Origin of the sequence: Haloarchaeobius caseinilyticus (assembly GCF_051207395.1) — an archaeon.
In the GTDB taxonomy this organism is placed as follows: domain Archaea; phylum Halobacteriota; class Halobacteria; order Halobacteriales; family Natrialbaceae; genus Haloarchaeobius.
The window spans coordinates 431,526-447,519 of sequence record NZ_JBPJZC010000004.1; the positions used below are offsets into that span (position 1 = coordinate 431,526).

The following is a 15,994-nucleotide window of genomic DNA, read 5'->3' on the forward strand; positions in this document are numbered from 1 at the left end:
CCGGAGAGACGAACTATTATGTATGAAACGCCCCTTGCTAACACCCCACATATATAGAGATATATCGTCCATCGGTCTTCAGCGTACCGAGTTAGACACGATACCACGGTCGAATTGCTGACGGGGTTCATTTAGATTCGGCCCTTCGAAACAGTCTGACAACGAGTGACACGAATTCCGCTGCTTCATGGCCTCTACCGAGAGCAATTTTGGTACTAATTGACATTCGTTCCGGAGTGCCGAACGTTTTTATGTGTCTCAGCGTTCTGTTGGAGACCGACGACTGCTGTTCGATGACGTGAGTGTAGAACGGTACGGCGGCTTTTGATTGAGAAATCTCGCGTCGAGAACGATAGGCGAAACCCATTACAGTACTAGGAACGTAATTCTTGTCCAGGAGAGCCCGGTCGTGTCGAGCACGAGGAGCGTACGTGTTCTCCATTAGAGAACAAATCGAGATGTTGAATCACCGTCAAGCGTGTCTATCGAGGTACGGTGGTCAGGAATGAGCGAGGTTGAGTTCGAGTTCGTTGACTCCTCGGTGGATTAGATTCGGGATCGTCTCCTCGATAGTTTCTCCGTTCAAGCGATGGACAGGACCTGCGACGGCGAACGCACCGAGAATGGCGTCGTTAGGGGCCGAAATCGGTACTGCGACGGCGTGCAGACCTCTCGTGCTTTCTCCCCGGTTCAACGTGAATCCACGCTCTCGCGCCGTTTCGAGCGTCTCGAGTAGCTCCTCCTCAGAGGTAATCGTGTTTTTCGTGGCTGCTGGGAGGCCATGTTGCTCCACAATTTCACGGACTCGACTCGTCGGCATCTGTGAAAGAATCGCCTTTCCTGCCGCAGTCTGGTGCATGTAGAAGCGCTTTCCAACTCGTCCGCGGGAGAAGACACCCTGCGTCCCCGTTTCTCGATAGAGAACGACTGCTCGACCGTGCTCTTCGACGGTAAACTGGACCGTCTCACCGGATTCAGCTGCAATCTCTCTGAGTTTCGTCTGGACGAGCGTGTTTCCTTCGAGTTGATTCCGGACGTAGCCACCGATGTCGAGGAATCGAAGTCCGAGACTGTAGCGGTCGCCGTCCTTCCTGACGAAGTCACCTGCTCGCAGTGTCGTCAGATGTTTGTGGACCGAACTCTTCGAGAGGTCGACGGCCTCGGCAAGTTCGGTAACGCCAGCACCATCGCGTCGCTCGAGTTCCTTGATGAGCGTGAACGTCCGTTCGAGACTCCGAAGCGTGGCTCCGTTCGGTGTATCACCGGGCGTGTCGTTTCGATTGGTATCCATTGTCTATCGGTGCTCTCCCCAGCCTCATAATATTCACTAATAAGAAACGCCATGAGACCCATGAGAACATGTCTCTGGTTGTCACTGCTGTAGAAACGACCGACAACACTGCCATGTCACACTACCAATCGGTCCCGAAATCAGCAACCTCAGGAGGTCTACAGACCGAACTATTATTGTTGCGCCGCTGTACGTATGTGGTATGCTCGACTATGTGGGCTTAGAGAGTGAGCTGAGCCAAGAAGAGCGGATGGTGCGAGACACCGCCCGTGAGTTCGTCGACGAGAAGGTCAAACCCGACATCGCCGACCATTGGATCGACGGGACGTTCCCCATGGACCTCGTGACAGAGATGGGTGAAATGGGCTTCTACGCGCCGAATCTCGACGGCTACGGCCTCCCAAATCTGAGTGAGACCGCGTACGGACTCCTCATGCAAGAGTTGGAGGCGGGCGACTCCGGACTCCGCTCGATGGCCAGCGTGCAAGGCGCACTCGTCATGTACCCAATCCACGCCTTCGGCAGCGATGAGCAGAAAGACGAGTGGCTGCCGGACATGGGCCGTGGTGAGAAGATCGGCTGCTTCGGCCTGACTGAACCACAGCACGGGTCGAACCCGTCCGGCATGGAGACACGAGCGGAGGAAGCCGACGGTGGCTACGTCCTCAACGGCTCGAAGACGTGGATTACGAACGCGCCCATCGCCGACGTGGCCATCGTTTGGGCACGTGACAAGACCAGCGACGACAACCCGGTTCGCGGGTTCCTCGTCGAGACCGACCGGGACGGTTTCTCCGTCAACAAGATTACCGAGAAACTCTCGCTGCGTGCGTCCATCACGGGCGAGTTCGGCCTCAACGACGTGTTCGTGCCCGAGGAGAACGTCCTTCCGGGCGTCTCCGGCATGAAGGGGCCGCTCTCCTGTCTCACCCAGGCACGCTACGGAATCGCGTGGGGTGCAGTCGGTGCAGCGATGGACTCGTTCAAAGTGGCTCGGGACTACGCCACCGACCGGGACCAGTTCGGCAAACCCATCGGCGGGTTCCAGATTCAACAGGAGAAACTGGCTGAGATGGCCACGCAGATTACGACGGCGCAGTTGCTCGCCCACCGTCTCGCGGACCTGAAAGAGCGTGGCGACCTTCGTCCGGAACAGGTGTCGATGGCGAAGCGGAACAACGTCCGCATGGCCCGTGACCAGTCTCGCATCGCGCGCGAGATGCTCGGTGGAAACGGCATCACTGCGGACTACTCGCCGATGCGCCACATGGCGAACCTCGAAACCGTGTACACCTACGAGGGGACCCACGACATCCACTCGCTCATTCTCGGTCACGACCTCACCGGGATTCCGGCGTTCGAGTGACCATGTCGGAACCGACCGACCCCGTCGTCGTCGCTGCACGACGAACGCCGCAGGGAAAGCGCGACGGTGTCTTCGCAGACGTACGCAGCGAGGAACTCTCCGTCACGCTGGTGAACGAGTTACTCGACCAGACTGGATTGACTGGTGCGGACGTCGACGACCTGCAGTGGGGCTGTGCGAAGCAGGTCAAAGAGCAGGGGAACAACCTGGCTCGCGTCATCACGCTCCTCTCAGACCTCGGCGAGCGCGTTTCGGGAAGCACAGTCGACCGCCTCTGTGGGTCGTCGGCGGAGGCGATTGCATCCGCCGCGGACTCGATTCGGGCCGGACAGCGAGAGTGTCTCATAGCCGGTGGCGTCGAGAACATGAGTCGCGTCGAGCGCGACCACGGCATCGACTCCTATCCCGGCATTCGCGAACAGTACGACGTCGACGAACTCCAGATGGGGATGACCGCCGAGACGGTCGCAGACCGCTTCGACGTGAGCCGAGAGGCACAAGACGAGTACGCCGCACGGTCCCAGCAACGTGCGGTCGAGGCGACAGAAGCTGGCCGATTCGAGGAAGAAATCGTGCCCATCGAGACGGACGATGGCGTCGTTACCGAGGACGAAGGGCTTCGGCCCGGGACGACCGCAGAGAAACTCGCGGGGCTACCGACTGTCTTCGCGGAGGACGGGACAGTCACGGCCGGGAACGCCTCGCAGATTTCCGACGGCGCTGCCGCCGTCGTGCTCACGTCTCGCGCGTTCGCCAACGAACACGACCTCTCGGTCCTCGCTGCAGTCGGCTCACATCACGTCGCGGGCGTCGACCCGACCGTCATGGGTATCGGGCCGGTTCCGGCGGTTCGCGGCGTGCTGGAGCGTGCAGGGACGACAATCGAGGACTACGACCTCGTCGAACTCAACGAAGCGTTCGCGAGTCAGACAGTATACTGTAAGCGCGAACTCGGCATCGACGACGAGCGATTGAACGTCAACGGTGGCGCAATCGCCATCGGGCATCCACTCGGTGCGTCCGGTGCGCGCCTGCCGGTGACGCTCATCCACGAACTCATTCGACGAGACGCTGACCGTGGCCTCTCGACGATGTGTATCGGCTACGGACAGGGCATCGCCATCGAGTTCCGTCTCCCCTGACCGGGACTTCCTGTTTCAACATACGGAGCGTAACGACTCGAAAGTGTGGGGCGTCAAGCCAGAAAAGACGTTGGGTCGGCTCCGCGTTTCGGGCGTGGTTTTTAGAGTAGCCGGTCTGCGATGATGTTCTTCTGAATCTCCGAGGTCCCCTCGTAGATCTTCGTGATACGGGCGTCGCGGTAGTAGCGCTCGACCGGGTGGTCCGAGACGAAGCCGGCACCACCGTGTACCTGAATCGCCTCGTCAGCGACGTCGACGGCGTGCTCGGATGCGAACAGCTTGGCCATACTGGCGAATCGAGCGGCCAGGTCGTCGTCACCGTCTTCGACCTGCGAGGCGGCACGGTAGGTCAGCGACCGAGCTGCCTCGACGTTGGTCGCCATCTCGGCAAGTTTGTGCTGAATGGCCTGGAACTCACCGATGGGCTGGTCGAACTGTTCACGCTCGCCAGCGTAGTCGAGCGCCGCGTCGAGCGCGGCCTGTGCAGCACCGACTGCCTGCGACGCGACGCGGGTGCGACCGTGGGCGAAGAAGTCCATGAGCTGGTAGAAGCCCTTGTCGACTTCGCCGATGACGTTCTCCTCGGAGACGCGAACGTCGTCGAGGAGGACCTCTGCGAGGTCGGAGGCGCGAATGCCGAGTTTGTTGTCGATTTTCTCGGTGGAGAATCCATCGAGGTCCGTGGGGACGAGGAAGGCCGTGATGCCACGGTGGCCCTCGTCGGGAGACGTCTTGGCCATCACGAGACCCACGTCCGCTTTGGTCCCGTTCGTAATCCACATCTTGTTCCCGTTGAGGACGTAGCCGTCGGCGTCCTTCTCGGCCCGTGTCTCGATGCCGGCGACGTTCGACCCGTGTGCCGGTTCCGAGATAGCGGAGTACGAGACTGCGTCACCCGCGGCGATCTTCGGGAGCCACTCCTCTTTCATCCAGTCGTCCCCGTACTTGATGACCATGTTCGTCCCGAACCCGGCACTGCCGACGGCGCTCCCGATGCCGGGGTCAGCCCGCCAGAGTTGTTCGGTCACCAGCACCGCATCCAGCAGATCCATCCCCGCACCGCCGTATTCGATGGGGATGTGGGGCGCAACGAAGTCGTACTTCGCAGCTTCCTTACGGATTTCCTCGGGATATTTCCCCTCCTCGTCGTGTTCTTGTGCGACCGGCGCGATTTCGTTTTCGCCGAATTCACGGACGGCCTGCTGGATAGCTCTGTGTTCGTCGGATAGCCGAAACGCCATACAACAACACTCGGTTTCCTGTGTAAAGTAAATTCGGGTAAGTCAAAATTATAGCATTACGCTCGAAGACAGAGTCAGTGTCAGAAAAAGACAGTTGGGTCCGTGAAACGGCTCAGTTCTCTCCGCGGAGACTGAACTTCTGGACCTTCCCCGTGGTCGTCCGGGGCAGTTCTTCCCGGAATTCGACGGTTCGCGGGTGCTTGTACTCGGCGAGGTTCGCAAGCGCGTACTCTCGAATCTCGCGCTCGGTCACGTCGTCGCCGGCCTCGTAGCCGGGTGCAAGGACGACGAGTGCTTTGATGGTCTCTCCTCGACGCTCGTCCTCGACGCCGACGACAGCGGCGTCCGCTATCGCCTCGTGCTCGTAGAGAAGTTCCTCGACTTCACGCGGGTAGACGTTGTAGCCGCCAGTGACGATCATGTGCTTCTCGCGGTCGACGACGTAGAAGAAGTCGTCTTCGTCCCAGTAGCCGAGGTCACCAGTGTGGAACCAGCGTTCACCGTCTGCCTCGGTGAACGCGGCCTCGTTCGCTTCGGGAAGGCCGTAGTAGCCAGTCATCACGTTGGGGCCAGAGACGACGAGTTCACCGACGATGTCGTCGAGCGAAGTCGTTCCCTCGTCGACCGGACCCGACTCCACGCGAGGGAGTTCCTCGAACTGCTGGTCGACGATTTTGGCGTCGACGGCTTCGATGGGCCGTCCGATGCTCCCTTTCCGACGGGCACCCGGTTTGTTCGCGTGCGTGACGGGGCTCGTTTCGGTCAGGCCGTACCCCTCGAACAGTTGGCAGTCGAACAGGGACTCGAAGGTCTCCAGCACTTCGTGTGGGAGGCTAGAGCCGCCAGAGTTGACGAACCGAAGCGACGAGAGGTCGACCTCGCTGGCGTTCGGCTGGTTGATCATGTCGTTGAACATCGCCGGAACGCCGTACATCACGGTGATGCGTTCGTTCTCGATGCAGTCGAAGACGACCTGTGGGTCCCACTCAGGGATGGGATAGTACGTCGCCCCAGTGAACACTGCGGCGTTCATCACGGCCGACATCCCGTAGATGTGGAACAGCGGGAGCGTCCCGAGCAGTCGGTCGTCGGGGTTGATCGACGGGTCGAGCAGCGTCATGTTCGACCGCGTGTTCGACGCCAGATTGTTGTGCGTGAGGAGGACGCCCTTCGGGGTGCCCGTCGTCCCCGAGGTGTACGGTTGGACGGCGATGTCGTCGTCCGCGCGCTCGACGACTGGGCGTGTCTCGTCTGCCATGAACGATTCGAAGTCGACGGCGTCGTCGACCGTCTCACCGACACTCACGACGGTTGTAACGTCGGTGTCAGACTGTACTTCCGCGACGGCGTCGACGTTCGAAGACAGCGTCACGACGACTTTCGCGCCGCTGTCGGCGAGCAGGTGACTAATCTCGCGCGCTTTGTACTGAGGGTTCATCGGCACGACGATGCTCCCGTTACGGAGCGCACCGTAGAACGCGGTTACGAACTGCGGCAGGTTCGGAAGGTAGACCGCGATTCGGTCCCCCTCATCGACGCCACACTCGGAGAGTGCAGCCGCGAACCGTCCAGTTCGCTCCCAAAACGTCTCGTAGGTGAGTTCGTCGCCCTCGTACGAGATAGCCACCGAGTCCGGGGTTGCCTCGACAGTGTCGGCAACGTGGTTGACAAGATTCGTCATGGCACTACCGTACAGTCCCCACCTCGAAAGAAAAACCTCCCGATTGTTTGCACACGACCGTGGCCGCGAATCCATCTCTCGTCTCTCGGTGGGTGCTCCATTCGTCACGGGTGCGCGCGTCGAGCGTCGGCAGTTCGGAACAGCCGTCTCGACTGACGGCGACGAAAATGGAAATCGAGACCGAGATTCAGCGGTTACCCGGTTCGACACCGGACGTAACCGCGCTCGGGAGTTGGTCGAGATGGGCGAGGGTCAGGTAGAGGAACGCGATCACCGCCGAGGCGACCTGCAAGGCTATCGCCAGACTCCCACCGACGAACTCGGAGAGCGCCGGCGCGAACATCGCGCCCATCGCCAGCGTGAGGTAGGTCAGCCGGTGCGGGAGCCCGAGCACGTACCGACCGTCGAAACCGATAGTGACGGCGGTCAGTGCGACGACGCCGACGAACACGCTGAACGCGGCGATGGGCGTCCCGGTCGCCGTCCACGTGACGAGGCTGTCGTTGGCGACCAGCGCGAACGGGATGAGGAACCCGGCCGCGCCGACGCGAAGCGCCTGCTTGGCAGAGACGAGGAAGCCACTATCCGCGATACGTGATGCGACGGCCACCCCGACAGCGACCGGTGGCGTAATCGCAGAGAGCATGGCGAAGTAGAACACGAACAGGTGTGCGGTAATCTCGGCGACACCGAGTTCCTGCAACGGGGCGGTCAGCAGCGCCGCGACCAGCACGTACGCGGCTGGCGTCGGCATGCCCAGCCCGAACAGGATGCTGGTGAACATGGCGAGGAACAGCGCGACGACGAGGACACCACCCGCCAGCGCGACCATCCGCAGGCTGATTTTCCCCGAGAGGCCGGTCTGGGTGAGCATCTTGATGATGACGCCCATCGCGGCCAGCACGCCGACGAGCGGTGCCATGTCGAGGGCACCCATTTTGAACCCGCGCAGGGTCTTTGCGGTGGTAGCGAACAGCTGTCGCGGGACGGCCGAAATCGGTGACTCGCTCGCGCCAGACGACTCTGCGCCAGCTGCTGCCGAACCGTCGCCGTCGACGACCCAGTCGTCGTCCGTCGAGCCGTCTATCAGCAACAGCAGAAGGTCTCTGATGTACATCGTGACGATGAGCGTCAGGACGGTGTAGAGGCCGGTCGCTAGTGCCGACAACTGCATCACTGCAAGTGCGTAGACCAGCACCACCAGCGGGATAAGGAAGTAGCGAGCGTAGCAGAACCCCGCAACAGCGTCGAGCATCTCCCTCGACCCGCTCCCACTCCCGGTCACCACGCCGTGGGCGAACCGGCCGAGCAAGAGCGCGGCGAGCGCGGCCCCCGCCGAGACGAACAGCGAGAGACCGAGTACCTGCCGTGCGAGGGCGAACGCGCCAGCACCGAGAGCAGTGTAGAGGACGATGACGAGCGAGTCCTTGCTCAGAATGACCTCACCCATCCCGCCGGTGTCTTCGCCTTTGTCACTGGTCCAGCCGTAGCGAAGCACTGCGAACTGGACAGCGATGGTGACACTGAAGTAGAACAGCAGTGCGGGGAGCAAGCCAGCCTGAATGATGCGGACGTACGGCACGCCGATGAAGTCCGCCATCAGGAAGGCTGCGACGCCCATGACCGGCGGCATGATCTGGCCACCGCTCGACGCGACCGCTTCGATAGCGGCCGTGAAGTCCTCACGGACGCCCTGGCGCTGCATCATCGGGATGGTGAAGCTCCCGGTCGTTGCGGCGTTCGCCGCGGCACTGCCGGTGATAGACCCCATCGCCATCGAGGAGACGACGGCGACGTGGACGATACCACTACGAAGCCGGTTCCCGACTCGCTGGCTGAGGTCCAGAATGATGTCCAGTATCCCGTACGCTCTGGCCAGCCCGGCGAACATGATGAAGATAGCGACGTACTTCGCGCCAGCCTGGGTGATGAAGCCGTACACCCCGGAGCGTTCTATCTGGGTCGCTCCGTACAGCGTCACGTCTCGAAGACCCAGCCCAGTGTGGCTGAGGAACCCGGGGAAGAACGCGCCGTACAACGCGTACACAATGGATATCACTCCGACCAGTGCGATCGACCAGCCGTAGGCTCGTCTGGTCGCGTCGAGGACCACGACGACCATGATGAGCCCCAGCGTCAGGTCGAGGTTCGAGTAGCCGAGGAGTATCGCATCGCCCGTGAGTCGGTCGTAGTTGGTGACGAAGTAGTAGCCCGAGACCGTCGAAACGACGGCGGTCACGAGACACACGAGCGTATCGAACTGGGCGAACCGTCGCTGAATCGGCTCGTCGAAGCGACGCAGAACCGGTCCGTCTACCACCGACGACCCCTCCGTCAGTAGCTCGAAGGCGAGGTACAGGTAGTAGAGCGTGAGCCCGAAGTGCAAGAAGACCATCCCGTGGATGATCTGCGTGAAGGGTCGCTCCAACGCGAAGTAGATGGTGTAGCCCGTCAGGCAGACTGCGAGGAGCGTGACCACGGCCAAGAGAGCCTTCTCCGCGCCGGAACGAGCTGCGAAGGACCGTCGCAGACCGCTGGGTGATGTCGTTGAGTCGGTAGGTGTCTCTGTCATAACTGAAGTTGAAGGAAGTTTCCTCTCCGCGCCTCGTCAGGGCTCCTCGCCGCGCTCGAACTCGTCCGACCAGAGGCCTTGCTCCTCGTAGAAGTCGGCCGCAGCCGGGTGGAACGGGATGCCTGCGTAGGCGTTCTTCACCCAGGCGTCGCCAGACGACAAGGGTGCGAGGAGCCCGGTCTGTTCTTTGAGCCCTTCGCGCTGTGCCCAGAGCGCTTCCAGGAACGAGTACAGCGTGTCGTAGTCCATGTCGTCACGAACGATGAAGTTGTACGCCAGCGTCGGCGTACTGAGCGTGTCGGGCGTGTAACCGTAGTTCTCGAACTGACTCATGTCGATGTCCGAGACGACGATTGCCGGGTCGTCCTTCAGTTCTTGGACGACCTTGTCCGGCCAGTCGAGGACGCGGAGGTCCACCGTACTCTTCATCTGCTGGAGCCAACCGGGTTCGATGGAGAGGTTGACGTACGTCGCTGCGCCGACGTCGAGTCGTCCTTCGCTCATCGCTCCGGCCTGGTCACCGTAACTGACACTGGTTCGCTCGTAGTCTTCGGTCACGAAACTCAGCGAGTGTTCGAGCATCTCCGCCGTCCCGGACCCACTGGGGGTTGGAGAGACCGTCGCACCACTACCGATGTCGGAGACGCTCTCCCAGCCACCGTTCGCCGACGCGAGGAACCACGCGAGGTCGTAGAGGTGGAACACCTGATACGGCTGGTGGTCGAGGTCGGCGAACGGTTTCTCGCCCTGTCGAATCTTGTTCGCCGTCCAGTTCTGAATGTACGCGATTTCGGTCTTCCCCTGGACGACCTCGGAGACGTTTCGGTTGGTCCCCTGACTCGGTCGGGCGTCGACCGACACGTCCGAGTTCTGGCTGACGGCCGATGCGATGACCTGGCTCATCGAATACGCTGCCGTCGTCTCGGAAGCAGTCTTCATAATCAATTCACCGTCGGACCCGGGTCGGTCTGAACTACCACTGTCACCGCTCCCGAAACATCCGGCTAGTCCCGATATACTGGCGGCACCTGCCAGTCCAGCCGAACGTCTCAAGAAAGCACGTCGCTTCGTACCTGCGGTTGTGTCACTACCACGCATACGACCATCATAATCATTCATATCGTAAAAAACCTTCCATGGGGGCACGCGCTGCGCCCTTCGGCGCGAAATTTTTAAATCCTTATTGGAGAAATTTTCTAAACCAGGAGTCGTCGCGTAATACAGACAACGGTTATACATTTTTACAGTGGCACAAGCACTCGTGCTTCGCAACTTGTCGAATACGACGCGGTCTTATGCACAGGTCGAAATGTGTAACCAAGAACGGTGGTCTCACTCTCCGATGTCTTCGGAAAGAACGCTGACGTCCTCTCCGACGAGAGCTTCCAGTTACTACTCCTGACGAACATCACGCCACCACTCGGTGTCGCACTCATCTCTCCCCTATTGAGCGCTCTTACCGGCCCGTTCGCCGTCTCGAGTGCGCAGATAGGACTCCTCATCACTGCCTTCTCCGCACCGAGCATCGTCGCGATTCCACTCGCCGGCACTATCGCCGACCGTCGAGGTCGGAAACCGGTCCTCATTGCTGGGTTACTCGTTTTCGGGTTCGCCGGCGCAGCAGTGGCGACGACGACAGATTTTCGCGTCGCGCTGTTGCTCCGCTTCGTGCAGGGGATCGGGTTCTCCGGTTTGACACCGATCCTCGTGACCAGCACTGGTGACCTCTTCCGTGGGAGCGCAGAAGCAACGGCGCAAGGAGTCCGGTTCGCCACCTCTGGAATCACGATGATGGTGTTTCCACTCTTGGCCGGACTCCTCGTCGCCATCGCCTGGCAACTGCCGTTCCTCCTCTACGGTATCTCCATCCCGCTCGCGCTGATTCTCTATCGCTACCTCGACGAACCGAGCGAGCGAGACGAATCGACCGCGACCGACGACGAACCGGGATTCCATGCACTCGTCTCGTACCTCGACGCCCAAGCCGTCGCCTTGCTCGTCGCCCGTGCGGTCCCGAACGCGGTCTACACCGCGTTTCTGACGTACAACTCGCTCGTCATCGTCAGCGTCCTCGATGGGTCACCGGGGCAGGCAGGGTTGCTGGTCGCAGCCGCCAGTCTCGCACATACACTCTCTGCGACGCAGAGTGGCCGCATGACCGCGTACTTCGACACGCGGTTCGTCCCGCTCTTTGTCGCGACGGTCGGCATGAACGTCGGACTCGCACTCGTCGGGTTCGCGCCGTCCTTCCCGGTCGTGGTCCTCGGAAGTGCGCTAGTCGGATTTGGCTTCGGCACGACGCTATCGCTCTACCGCAGCGTCATCACCGCGATGTCTCAGACCCTTCGCGGCGGACTCGTGAGTCTCGGGTCGGCACTAGCCCGAATCGGATCGACTATCACACCCGTCGTCCTCGGCATCGCAGTGACCGACCTGTCGTCTTCAGTCGGTACGGTCGAAGCGATACAGACCGTCGTCGTCGTCGCCGGCGTCGCCGGTGGCACGGTTGGCGTTGGATGCCTCGTCTTCGCCGGTCTCCATCACTCCAGTTCTCTCACGGACAGCCAGAGCCACTCCCAAACTTGAACAAATCCGACGAGTCGAATCGGGTGAGCATGAGTAGTTACAGCAAGAGTCCTGATTGTAGAATACACAATGTCTGAAAGAATATTGTCTATTGTCCAAACAAAATATATTTTGAGCTATAAGTGCGGTTGTCCCCTGGAGGCACAGAATAGAACCGAATCATGGAGAATTTTAGAAAATACCACCACCATCACCGTGATTTAGACCTCAAACATATTTTTCTAGGCCCAAACTGTAGAATACACCACGCATCACACGGGCTTACTTGCTCATAGTTCCGTTAGTCAGAATTGTGTAGATAGACTATTTTGTGAATCAGAAGACGTTGTGATTCAAAGTCATCTGGCCAGAAAGATACGATCGAGGTCTAAGTATTCCCGATTATGGCCATCGAGCAAGACACAGCTATCGACAATAGTATTGATATACACTAGCAATTCCATCCCACAAACTTTCGCTGGTGATGTGGAGACAGTCGAATCACAGGGCGAAAATATGGCTGACAAAATTTGGGAAGGTATAGAAACCACATTTTTACAAATAATTACCTCACTGCTTCAATCTCACGCACCATTCGAGTCCGTGGAAAAAGGACACGCTCCCTTGAACGCTAACAGAAATTGCACGGCGGCCTATCGGAATCAGAGAAGAACGACGGTGAGTCGTACTACGAGCGAAGTTCGTGGTGGCTGGGATTGGCACCCTGGGTGGCACTTCGAGGAACGTACGAGTGAACAGCGTCGTGAATTCATGTACGATAAAAGCGATCATGCCTGCCTCGTAGACCTCGAGTCGATATGGTTCTCCGGAAACTAACTGAGAAAGTCACCCGACGAGGAAATGAAGACTCAGGAAGCCAAGTCCGGACTGGGAAAAGTTAGAAACAGTGGGTCGAAGAGCGCCATTACAAAATTAGTATTGTAACGACCACCGGCCGCTGCGTCAGGAGAGAGAAACCTCGAGTTCGAACTCGTTAGCGACACCGAGCAGCGTGTTCGGCAGTTCCTCCCTGAAGCGCTCCTCGTCGACGCGGTTGGCTGGACTCGCGACACTGAACGCACCGACGACCTGCTGGTCGGGTCCCCTGACTGGGACGCCGACTGCTTTGACACCGTCCAATTGTTCTTCCTCGTTGAACGCGATTCCTCTCTCGCGAATCTGGTCGAGTTCGGCGACGAGCGTGTCGTAGTCGGTGATGGTGTTGTCAGTGCGAGCGGGCAGACCCCACTGTTCGACGATCTGCTCGACACGAGGTTCGGGGTAGTCAGACATGAGCGCCTTACCAGCGGCCGTCTGGTGCAGGTAAAACCGCTTTCCGATGGTCGAGTACGTCCAGACGGCGTGCTTACCCGAGCCGGTGTGGAGGTAGACACCCCGGCCGTTCTCCTCGACGACGAACACGGCTCGACACTCCGTCTCGTTTGCGAGCTGCGTCGTGTACGACTTCGCCGTCTTGAACGCCTCCTTTCGAGTCGCAGTGTAGTTCCCGAGGGAGAGGAACTTCAGCCCGAGGTGGTACACGTCGCCGCTCTTGACGACGTACTCCTTCTCCCTGAGCGTCGTGAGGTGGGCGTGCATCGTACTGGGTGCGACGCCCATCTCCTCTGCGAGTTCGGTGACCCTCGCACCGTCCAGTTCTCGAAGCTTTTCGACGACTTCGAGCGACGTCTCCGTGGTCCGCAGCGTTCTACCACCGTTCTGGGTTCCCATAGTCTGTCGTATAGGGGGGATAGTACTTAATATTCCGTATGTGCGAATGTACCGCTTTCTCATCATACTGTGTCAACAAGTGACAGGGCATAGTGCGGTGATGACCCGGTGTTTCGGCCGTGAAAGGTACTTAAAATTCAGTCATCGAGAATAGTACCTAGTGAACGTTCGTGATATACTATTCCGTGTTTCATTCAGATGTGACCACAATTGGTGGTCGTTCAGTCGATTTATCGTGTGAAAACGAATGACTTGCAGACACCCCTCCATCGAGGGTAGTCCGGGATTTCCCGGGTAGGCGAATCGACGGCAACCAATGGTGTGCGAATAGCTTCCCACCGAAATGAACGAATCTGCTGGAATCAACCGTACTCAGACCTCTAGCATCGTATTAAGAAATAATGTGAGACCGTATCTCGACCGGTCGCTCGCCCCGAGCGTGACTCGTTCGTGAGACGTGAAAACGGGATAGAGCCCCCAAAAATCCAGTCAAGGCCTGTTTCAGATACTACTATGGGTGTTGTAGCTCTCGAAAACGAGGGGTGATTTTCCGGTTACAGCCCGAGCAGTTCTCTGGTCTCGTCCGGCGTCGCGATTGGACGTTCCAGTTCCGACGCGATTCTGGCGGTCCGACGGACCAGATGTGCGTTGCTCTCCGCCAGCTCACCCTTCCGGTAGTAGACGTTGTCCTCCATCCCGACGCGAACGTGGCCACCCAAGGTGATGGCCGCCGTCGTCATCGGGAGTTGGTGCCTGCCGACGGCGAGCGCCTGCCACTCGACCGGTTCGGGGAGGTTGTCGACGAAGTTGATCAGGTTCCGCGGCCCGGGCGGCATCCCGTTCTGCATCCCGAAGATGACCGTCGCCCAGTACGGCGCGTCGAGGAGTCCCTCCTCGATCAGGTGTTCGGCCTCCGGAATCTGGCCTGGGTTGAACAGTTCGAGTTCCGGCTTCACACCGGCGTCACGCATCCGCTCCGCGTACTCTTCGTTCTGTTCGCGCGTGTTCTCAGCCGTCCGGGTCTGTCCGAAGTTGATGGGTCCGAGGTCGATCGTCGCCAGCTCCGGTCGCGGCGAGGTTTCGAGTACTGGTGCGATGCGCTCTTCGCGCGGGTAGATGCCACCGCCACCGGTAGTGAAGTTCACGATGATGTCGTCGCAGTACTCGTCGATGCAGTCGCGCATTTCCTGAAACCGGGCGACGTCTTTCGTGTTCTCACCGTTTTCGTCGCGGGCGTGAAGGTGGACGATGGATGCGCCAGCCTCCTCACACGCCGCGAGGTCCTGTGCGATCTCTTCTGGTTGCTCGGGCAGGTTCGGATTCGCTTCCTTTCCCTGGTGGCCACCCGTCGTCGCGACGCTGATGACGAGCGGCTTCTCGAAGTAGTCGTTGTACCCAGTGTACGCCATGTGGTAGAAAGAGCGGTCATCCGAGATTTATAATTTTGGGTGGGTCGAGCGAAGCACGACCAAAGAAAACTTGTCAACGAATTTTGCGGTACGTTTAATAGCGACCTCGAATACGTGTTGATACATGGTATCAGGAAGCACTGCCATCGTTACCGGTGGTGGTCGCGGTATCGGCCGTGCCATCTGTCGCGAACTCGCGAGAGCGGGTGCAGACATCGTCGTCGCAGACATCGACGAGACGGAGATGGCCGAAACAGCGGAACTCGTCGAACAAGAGGACGTCCGGTGCTATCCGATTCACACCGACCTGCAGTCGTTCGAGAGCGTCGAGTCAACTGTCGACGCGGCACTCGACGAGTTCGGCACGATCGAGATTCTCGTCAACAACGCTGGCATCGCCGGGCCGACGGCGCAATGCGAAGATGTGAACCCAGCAGATTGGGACCAGACGATGGCCGTCAACCTTCGAGGACCGTTCTTCATGTGTCGCCAGTTGCTCTCGGCGATGAAAGAGCAGTCCTACGGACGCATCGTGAACATCGCGTCGGTCACGGGGAAACGACCGCTCACACAGCGGACACCGTACGCGACGACGAAGATGGGCCTCATCGGTTTCACCCGAACACTCGCGTCCGAGGTTGGGGAACACGACATCAACGTCAACGCTGTCTGTCCGGGGTCGGTCGACGGCCCACGAATCAAGCAGGTCTTCGAGGAGAAGGCGAAAGCGTCCGGTCGAACCTACGAAGACGTTCGGCAGGAAGCCGAAGGAGAGAGTCCACGGAACGAACTCGTCCAGAAAGAAGACATCGCACAGACTGTCGCGTACCTCTGTTCGGACGATGCTGACCGTGTCACCGGACAGGACATCAACGTCTCCGCTGGCAAGGTGATGTACTGATGGACGTCGACGCGACTCACTGAACACGAAATTGCGAGCGACGGAGTGCAAGCAGCCTTCTTGCAGCCGTGGGTGTCGTTGTAGTATTTTTGATA

General features: G+C 59.5%; 11 protein-coding genes. 4 read left to right on the forward strand and 7 right to left on the reverse strand.

Annotated elements, in window-relative coordinates:
- Positions 1–499 precede the first annotated feature (499 nt).
- Entirely contained in the window at positions 500–1,291 is a 792-nt protein-coding gene (locus ACSC1P_RS19570; RefSeq protein WP_435361886.1) for an IclR family transcriptional regulator, read from the reverse strand.
- A 202-nt stretch (positions 1,292–1,493) separates the two neighbouring features.
- Here ACSC1P_RS19570 and ACSC1P_RS19575 point away from each other — a divergent pair, with 202 nt between their 5' ends.
- A complete protein-coding gene (locus ACSC1P_RS19575) occupies positions 1,494–2,657 on the forward strand; it encodes an acyl-CoA dehydrogenase family protein (RefSeq protein WP_435361887.1) in 1,164 nt (387 codons plus the stop codon).
- A gap of 2 nt (positions 2,658–2,659) precedes the next feature.
- On the forward strand, positions 2,660–3,799 hold the full coding sequence (locus ACSC1P_RS19580; RefSeq protein WP_435361888.1) for a thiolase family protein: 1,140 nt from the start codon (positions 2,660–2,662) through the stop codon (positions 3,797–3,799).
- 101 nt (positions 3,800–3,900) lie between these two features.
- Here the strand turns inward: ACSC1P_RS19580 and ACSC1P_RS19585 are convergent, their stop codons facing one another.
- The 4 genes from ACSC1P_RS19585 to ACSC1P_RS19600 all read right to left on the reverse strand — a co-directional run bounded on the left by ACSC1P_RS19585 (position 3,901) and on the right by ACSC1P_RS19600 (position 10,532).
- Positions 3,901–5,040: an acyl-CoA dehydrogenase family protein gene (locus ACSC1P_RS19585; protein ID WP_435361889.1), complete on the reverse strand. Its 1,140-nt coding sequence runs from the start codon at positions 5,038–5,040 to the stop codon at positions 3,901–3,903.
- Between the two features lie 112 nt (positions 5,041–5,152).
- The gene (locus ACSC1P_RS19590) at positions 5,153–6,721 is read right to left on the reverse strand and encodes a long-chain-fatty-acid--CoA ligase (RefSeq protein ID WP_435361890.1); all 1,569 of its coding nucleotides are present in this window, start codon (positions 6,719–6,721) and stop codon (positions 5,153–5,155) included.
- Between the two features lie 187 nt (positions 6,722–6,908).
- A complete protein-coding gene (locus ACSC1P_RS19595) occupies positions 6,909–9,200 on the reverse strand; it encodes a TRAP transporter permease (protein ID WP_435361891.1) in 2,292 nt (763 codons plus the stop codon).
- A gap of 129 nt (positions 9,201–9,329) precedes the next feature.
- Positions 9,330–10,532, reverse strand: coding sequence for a TAXI family TRAP transporter solute-binding subunit (locus ACSC1P_RS19600; RefSeq protein ID WP_435361892.1), 1,203 nt, complete (start codon positions 10,530–10,532; stop codon positions 9,330–9,332).
- Between the two features lie 87 nt (positions 10,533–10,619).
- Between ACSC1P_RS19600 and ACSC1P_RS19605 the strand changes: the two genes are divergently transcribed.
- The gene (locus ACSC1P_RS19605; protein WP_435361893.1) at positions 10,620–11,879 is read left to right on the forward strand and encodes an MFS transporter; all 1,260 of its coding nucleotides are present in this window, start codon (positions 10,620–10,622) and stop codon (positions 11,877–11,879) included.
- A 942-nt stretch (positions 11,880–12,821) separates the two neighbouring features.
- Here the strand turns inward: ACSC1P_RS19605 and ACSC1P_RS19610 are convergent.
- Positions 12,822–13,589: an IclR family transcriptional regulator gene (locus ACSC1P_RS19610; protein WP_435361894.1), complete on the reverse strand. Its 768-nt coding sequence runs from the start codon at positions 13,587–13,589 to the stop codon at positions 12,822–12,824.
- A 554-nt stretch (positions 13,590–14,143) separates the two neighbouring features.
- Positions 14,144–14,998, reverse strand: coding sequence for a beta-keto acid cleavage family enzyme (locus ACSC1P_RS19615; protein WP_435361895.1), 855 nt, complete (start codon positions 14,996–14,998; stop codon positions 14,144–14,146).
- Positions 14,999–15,122: 124 nt separating this feature from the next.
- On the opposite strand from ACSC1P_RS19615, the gene ACSC1P_RS19620 reads away from it, so the two are divergent.
- A complete protein-coding gene (locus tag ACSC1P_RS19620) occupies positions 15,123–15,899 on the forward strand; it encodes an SDR family NAD(P)-dependent oxidoreductase (RefSeq protein WP_435361896.1) in 777 nt (258 codons plus the stop codon).
- Positions 15,900–15,994 lie beyond the last annotated feature (95 nt).

Bases quoted from the DNA above. Each gene is read 5' to 3' on its own strand.
- ACSC1P_RS19610 (WP_435361894.1), bottom strand. From the start codon at position 13,589: ATGGGAACCCAGAACGGTGGTAGAACGCTGCGGACCACGGAGACGTCG.
- ACSC1P_RS19600 (WP_435361892.1), bottom strand. From the start codon at position 10,532: ATGTATAACCGTTGTCTGTATTACGCGACGACTCCTGGTTTAGAAAAT.
- ACSC1P_RS19590 (WP_435361890.1), bottom strand. From the start codon at position 6,721: ATGACGAATCTTGTCAACCACGTTGCCGACACTGTCGAGGCAACCCCG.
- ACSC1P_RS19575 (WP_435361887.1), top strand. From the start codon at position 1,494: ATGCTCGACTATGTGGGCTTAGAGAGTGAGCTGAGCCAAGAAGAGCGG.
- ACSC1P_RS19570 (WP_435361886.1), bottom strand. From the start codon at position 1,291: ATGGATACCAATCGAAACGACACGCCCGGTGATACACCGAACGGAGCC.
- ACSC1P_RS19580 (WP_435361888.1), top strand. From the start codon at position 2,660: ATGTCGGAACCGACCGACCCCGTCGTCGTCGCTGCACGACGAACGCCG.
- ACSC1P_RS19585 (WP_435361889.1), bottom strand. From the start codon at position 5,040: ATGGCGTTTCGGCTATCCGACGAACACAGAGCTATCCAGCAGGCCGTC.
- ACSC1P_RS19615 (WP_435361895.1), bottom strand. From the start codon at position 14,998: ATGGCGTACACTGGGTACAACGACTACTTCGAGAAGCCGCTCGTCATC.
- ACSC1P_RS19620 (WP_435361896.1), top strand. From the start codon at position 15,123: ATGGTATCAGGAAGCACTGCCATCGTTACCGGTGGTGGTCGCGGTATC.